Source organism: Trichlorobacter sp., from assembly GCF_030247655.1.
Lineage (GTDB): Bacteria > Desulfobacterota > Desulfuromonadia > Geobacterales > Pseudopelobacteraceae > Trichlorobacter.
In genome coordinates, this window is the sequence record NZ_JAOTRZ010000203.1 from 1 (window position 1) to 5,353 (window position 5,353).

Genomic DNA, 5,353 nt, shown 5'->3' on the forward strand with positions numbered 1-5,353 from the left:
GCTGATGCCAAGCATCTGGTTTCAGTTATCAATGATCTGCTTGATATCTCCAAGATCGAGGCCGGCAAAATGGAACTTGAGCAGACCCCCTTCAGTCTGCGCGACTGCATCAATGGCCTGCTAAAACCGATGACTCCCAGGATTGCAACCAAAGGGCTGATCCTGAAGGCCGAGATTGATAACACGGTGCCGGATGCCTTGGTCGGAGATCAGCTCAGGCTGAAACAGATCCTGCGCAATCTGGTGGGCAATGCCATCAAATTCACCGAACAGGGCTCCATCACACTGCGGGTAGAACTACGTGAAGAGTTGGAAAGCAAGGCGTTATTTCATTTCAGTGTCATTGACACCGGCATCGGCATCTCCCCTGAGGCACTGGGAAAGCTGTTTACCCCCTTTACCCAGGCAGACAGTTCAGTAACCCGCAAGTTCGGAGGAACCGGCCTGGGCCTGTCAATCTGCAACCGGCTTGCCGGGCTTATGGGCGGCCAGATTTCCGTTGAAAGCAGTGAAGGCACAGGCAGCAGCTTCCATGTCACCCTGCCATTGCAGATCAGCCAGCCCGGAGCGTTCGCGCAAGAGGAGCAGCTTCAAACCAGTGCCTCTACGGAATGGCAGGGGGCACCGCTCAGCATCCTGCTGGTGGACGATAGTCAGACCAGCCAAATTATGGCAGCGAGCCTGCTGCGACATTTTGGCCATAGGGTACAGACCGCGGGAAATGGAGCGGATGCTCTGGAACTGTGGCACAAAGGCCGCTTTGACATCATCCTGATGGACATCCAGATGCCGGTAATGGATGGTATTGAGGCCACGCGCATCATCCGCGAGGAAGAGCGTACAACCAAGCATCATACCGCCATCATTGCCCTGACCGCCCATGCCCTGGTTGAGCAGCGCAACCATCTGCTTTCCTCTGGGTTTGATGGCTATGTCTCAAAACCATTGGATATAGTTGTGTTGCATACTGAAATGAAGCGGGTTGTAGAACAGAATACAGATATGGACCTGCCATGAACCTGCAGCAACCGGATAAACCACTGATACTGCTGGTTGATGATATCCCTTCCAACCTGCACCTGCTGGTGGCGGCACTAAAGGACGACTACCGGATTAAAACCGCTGTCAGTGGCCAGAGCGCTCTGGAGCTGGCAGCCCGCGAAGACCGTCCAGAACTGATACTGCTGGATATAATGATGCCTGAAATGAACGGTATTGAGGTACTGGGCAGGCTACGTGACCATCCTGACACTGCTGGTATTCCGGTTATCTTTGTTACTGCAGACAACTCTGAGCAGAGCCAGTTGAGCGGGTTGGAGCAGGGTGCGGATGATTACCTTACCAAGCCGGTGATCACTGCCGTACTCAAGGTACGGGTCCGTAATCTTTTGCAACGCAAACGGATCGAACGGGAACTTCGCCTTGCCAGCCATGTCTTCAACTATAGTGGTGAAGCAATTATGATCACCGACCGGTCAAACCGGATCATTGAGGTTAACACTGCCTTTACCCGGCAGACCGGATATCTGCTGGAGGAGGTAAAGGGCCGAGATCCTAAAATACTTTCCTCCGGCCGCACGAGCTCGGAAGAGTATCGAACCATGTGGCAGTCCCTTCATGATCAGGGATTCTGGCAGGGAGAGCTGTGGGATCGCCGGAAAGACGGTAGCGTCTATCCCAAGCTGCTGACCATCTCGGTCGTTCAGGGCCCCCAGGGGCAGGTTGATTTCTACATCGGTAGTTTTACCGATATATCCCAACAAAAGGCAGTAGAAGCTGAAATCCGTCATGTTGCCAATCATGACTTTCTGACCGGCTTGCCCAACAGAATGTACGTACAGGTAGTCCTGGAACAGACCATGCCCCTGGCAAAACGGGAACTGAGCGAACTTGCGGTAATGTTTATTGATCTGGATCGTTTTAAAAGCATTAATGATACCTATGGCCATGCTGTGGGGGACGAGCTTTTAATACAGGTTGCTGCGCGGCTTAAACAGAGTGTGCGGGAAAGCGATCTGGTGGCCCGCCTTGGCGGGGATGAATTTGTGGTGGTAATGACCAGTCACGTGGCCATTAATGGCGAAATCACTGTTGCGCAAAAAATCCTAAAAAACCTGTCGGAGCCCTATCAGGTCGGTGCATTAACCCTGCACAGCACCCCCAGTATCGGCATCAGCCGTTACCCTTTTGACGCACAATCAGTTGAGGAACTTATGAAACATGCTGATATGGCCATGTATCAGGTCAAGCAGTCCGGTAGGGGCCAATACCGTTTTTATGAACTGTCATCAGTGGACGGCACACTGGAACAACCCGCATGAACAGTAGCTCTTTCAGTAAAGGTCCGTCTCGTCACTGGCTTGTCTTCAGCTGTAGCATACTGCTGTTCGGACTGTTGCTGTTTCTGTATCTTGCCAGGGAACATGAACGGGCAGGCATACGCGAGCAGGAACAGCTGCTGCGGAAGGCAGAGATCATCAGCAAAAACACGGTCTTAAACCTTGAATCGCTCAATAAGCTGTTGCTCAGTCTGCAAAAAGACCCTGCCCTGCTGGCAAACGACCCCGGCTATAACCAACGCCTTGAAGACCTGGCGAACGCCATGCCCGGTGTCCGCACCATACTGCGGCTGGATGCCCAGGGGATCACACGCCTTTCCAACAGGGCGGAGCTTTTGGAAAAATGCTTCAGTGACCGTGATTACTTCAAGATTCCGCTACAACATGCGAATGAAGATCAGCTGTATGTCTCTCCTCCCTTTAAGACAACACTGAATACCTATGTCATTAACCTGAGCAGAACTTTGCGTAATCCTGACGGCAGCTTTGCAGGCGTTATCGCAGCTTCACTTGATCCTGATTATTTCAGTACCCTGCTCCTGTCTGTGTTGTATGCGCCTGATATGCGTTCCGCACTGGCCCACTGGGATGGTCTGCTGTTCATCATGGAACCGGGCCACAAGGAGTTTATCGGCAAGAACCTGGCTGTGCCGGGTAGTTTCTTCAGCAGGCACCGTGCCAGCGGCAAGCAGCAGACGGTGTATACCGGCATTGTCTACGCCACCGGCAGAAACCAGATGATGGCACAGATCACCATTCAGCCCCAAAACCTTACAATGAACAAGCCGATAGTGGTGGCCGTCTCCCGTGATCTTGCCGTGGTGTATGCCAACTGGAAGAGTGAAGCAGCCATACTGATCTCGCTGTTTCTGCTGTGTGCAACGGCAGCGGGTGTTGTCCTCCACTTTTACTATAAACGGCATGAGGAGTTTGCAAGACAGAAGGCTGCCTCAGATGAAAACATCCGTAAATTGAGTAAAGAGCTTGATCGATTTTTCAGTATGGCCCTGGATATGCTCTGCATTGCAGATCAGGAAGGCCACTTCATACGACTGAACCGTTCCTGGGAAGAAACACTCGGCTATACCCTTGATGAGTTAACAGGAAAGCAGTTCCTTGAATTTGTCCATCCAGATGACATCCCGGCCACCCTGGCGGCCATGGCCGAGTTAACTGAAGAAAAGCAGGTATTGAATTTTTCAACCGCTACCGTTGCAAAGATGGTTCCTACCGCTGGATTGAATGGCGTTCAACACCCTATGCCAATCTGATTTACGCGGCTGCACGGGATATCACGAAACGGAAGAATGCCGAAGCAGCGCTTGAAGAGAGCGAACGGTTCATGCGGGTGCTGACCGATATCATCCCCGGTATGGTAGGCTACTGGGATAAGGATCTGTATAACCGCTTTGCGAATATCTCCTATCTGGAATGGTTTGGCAAAACAGCTGAACAGATGCACGGTATCCATATCCGCGACATGATGGGTGACGAGCTGTTTGCTAAAAATGAACCGTACATGCGGGCAGCGCTGAACGGAGAACCGCAACGCTTTGAACGCACCCTCACCAAGGCTGACGGCAGTATCGGGTATACCTGGGCCCACTATATACCGGATATCGCCAATGGACAGGTCAGAGGCTTCTTTGTCCTGATATCTGATATTACCGAACTGAAACTGACCCAGCTGCAACTGGAGCAACGCACAAAAGAGGCCGAGACAGCCAATCAGGCAAAATCCGAGTTTTTGGCTAATATGAGCCATGAAATCCGTACTCCGATGAACGCCATCCTGGGCTTGACCCGTCTGGTGCTTGAGACTGAACTTGATCCGCACCAGAGGGATTTTTTGCTTAAGGTCTACAGCGCATCACAGTCGTTGATGGAGATTCTGAACGACATTCTTGACTATTCAAAAATAGAGGCGGGCCGGATTGAAATAGAACAGCTACCGATCTCTGTTGAAGAGGTTATCAGGAACACCCTGGGGCTGTTCAGGGCAAAGATTGAAGAGAAGGGGCTTGCCACCACCGTGGAACTCGCCCCTTCCCTCCCCCCTGTGCTTCAGGGCGATCCGATGCGTCTTTCACAGGTACTGAACAATCTGGTGGGAAATGCCGTCAAGTTCACCGAAAACGGAGAGATCCGCATCAGGGTTGAACAACTACAGGAAGACAGTAGAACCGTCACGCTCTGTTTTTCCGTACAGGATACCGGTATCGGACTTGACAAGGATGAATCAGAACGGTTGTTCCAGGCCTTTACCCAGGCTGACAGCACCATCAGCCGCAAATACGGCGGCACCGGACTGGGCCTGACCATCTGCCAAAGGCTGGTGGGACTGATGGGAGGTTCCATCAGCGTCTCAAGTAGCAAGGGTATTGGCAGTACCTTCAGCTTCAGTATTCAGATGGATAAAGTACCGCCAGGAACTGTGGCAAAGAAGCTCCATCCCTTTACTGAAGGCGGGATCACCACAGCAGATCCTTTGACCGCATCATACCGGAAAAAGCTTGAACTGAGCAGGCTGCGTGTGCTGCTGGTGGAAGATAACCGGATCAATCAGGAGGTGGCTGCAGAAATACTGCGGCAGTACGGTGCAGAGGTTACCCTTGCCGACCATGGTGCCGCTGCGCTTGATCTGCTTACAAGTCCGGACTTTGATGTTGTTCTGATGGACCTGCATATGCCGGTAATGGATGGATTTGAGGCCACCCGCAAAATCCGTGAACGGTACGATAGTGCAACGCTGCCGATCATTGCCATGACCGCTGCCGTCATGCCGGATGATCGTGAACGGTGTGCTACAGCAGGCATGGTGGATTTCATTGCCAAACCGATCAACCCGGTGGAACTGATCTCAGTACTGAAACGCTTTCAAAAAACAGATTCCCCGGTTTCAATACAGGATAAGCTCACAGGAGCATCACCAGACCAAAACAACGATCTCCCTGACCTGCCAGGTTTTGACACAGCCACTGCCCTGCGTCGTATGGGCGGACATACCCAACTGT

The 5,353-nt window shown here is 52.1% G+C and carries 4 protein-coding genes; all 4 read left to right on the forward strand.

From position 1 onward, the window contains the following. A partial coding sequence (locus OEL57_RS13705) for an ATP-binding protein (RefSeq protein WP_300741180.1) occupies positions 1 to 1,017 on the forward strand: 1,017 nt, incomplete at its 5' end. Next, positions 1,014 to 2,321 (forward strand): diguanylate cyclase domain-containing protein, encoded by a 1,308-nt coding sequence (locus tag OEL57_RS13710; RefSeq protein ID WP_300741181.1) that lies wholly within the window; start codon positions 1,014 to 1,016, stop codon positions 2,319 to 2,321. The genes OEL57_RS13705 and OEL57_RS13710, both read left to right, overlap by 4 nt. Continuing rightward, complete coding sequence (locus OEL57_RS13715; protein ID WP_300741183.1) at positions 2,318 to 3,610, forward strand: PAS domain S-box protein; 1,293 nt, start codon at positions 2,318 to 2,320, stop codon at positions 3,608 to 3,610. Before OEL57_RS13710 ends, OEL57_RS13715 begins: the two co-directional genes overlap by 4 nt. Next, the coding region (locus OEL57_RS13720; RefSeq protein WP_349255211.1) for a PAS domain-containing hybrid sensor histidine kinase/response regulator at positions 3,577 to 5,353 on the forward strand (1,777 nt) is incomplete at its 3' end. The genes OEL57_RS13715 and OEL57_RS13720, both read left to right, overlap by 34 nt.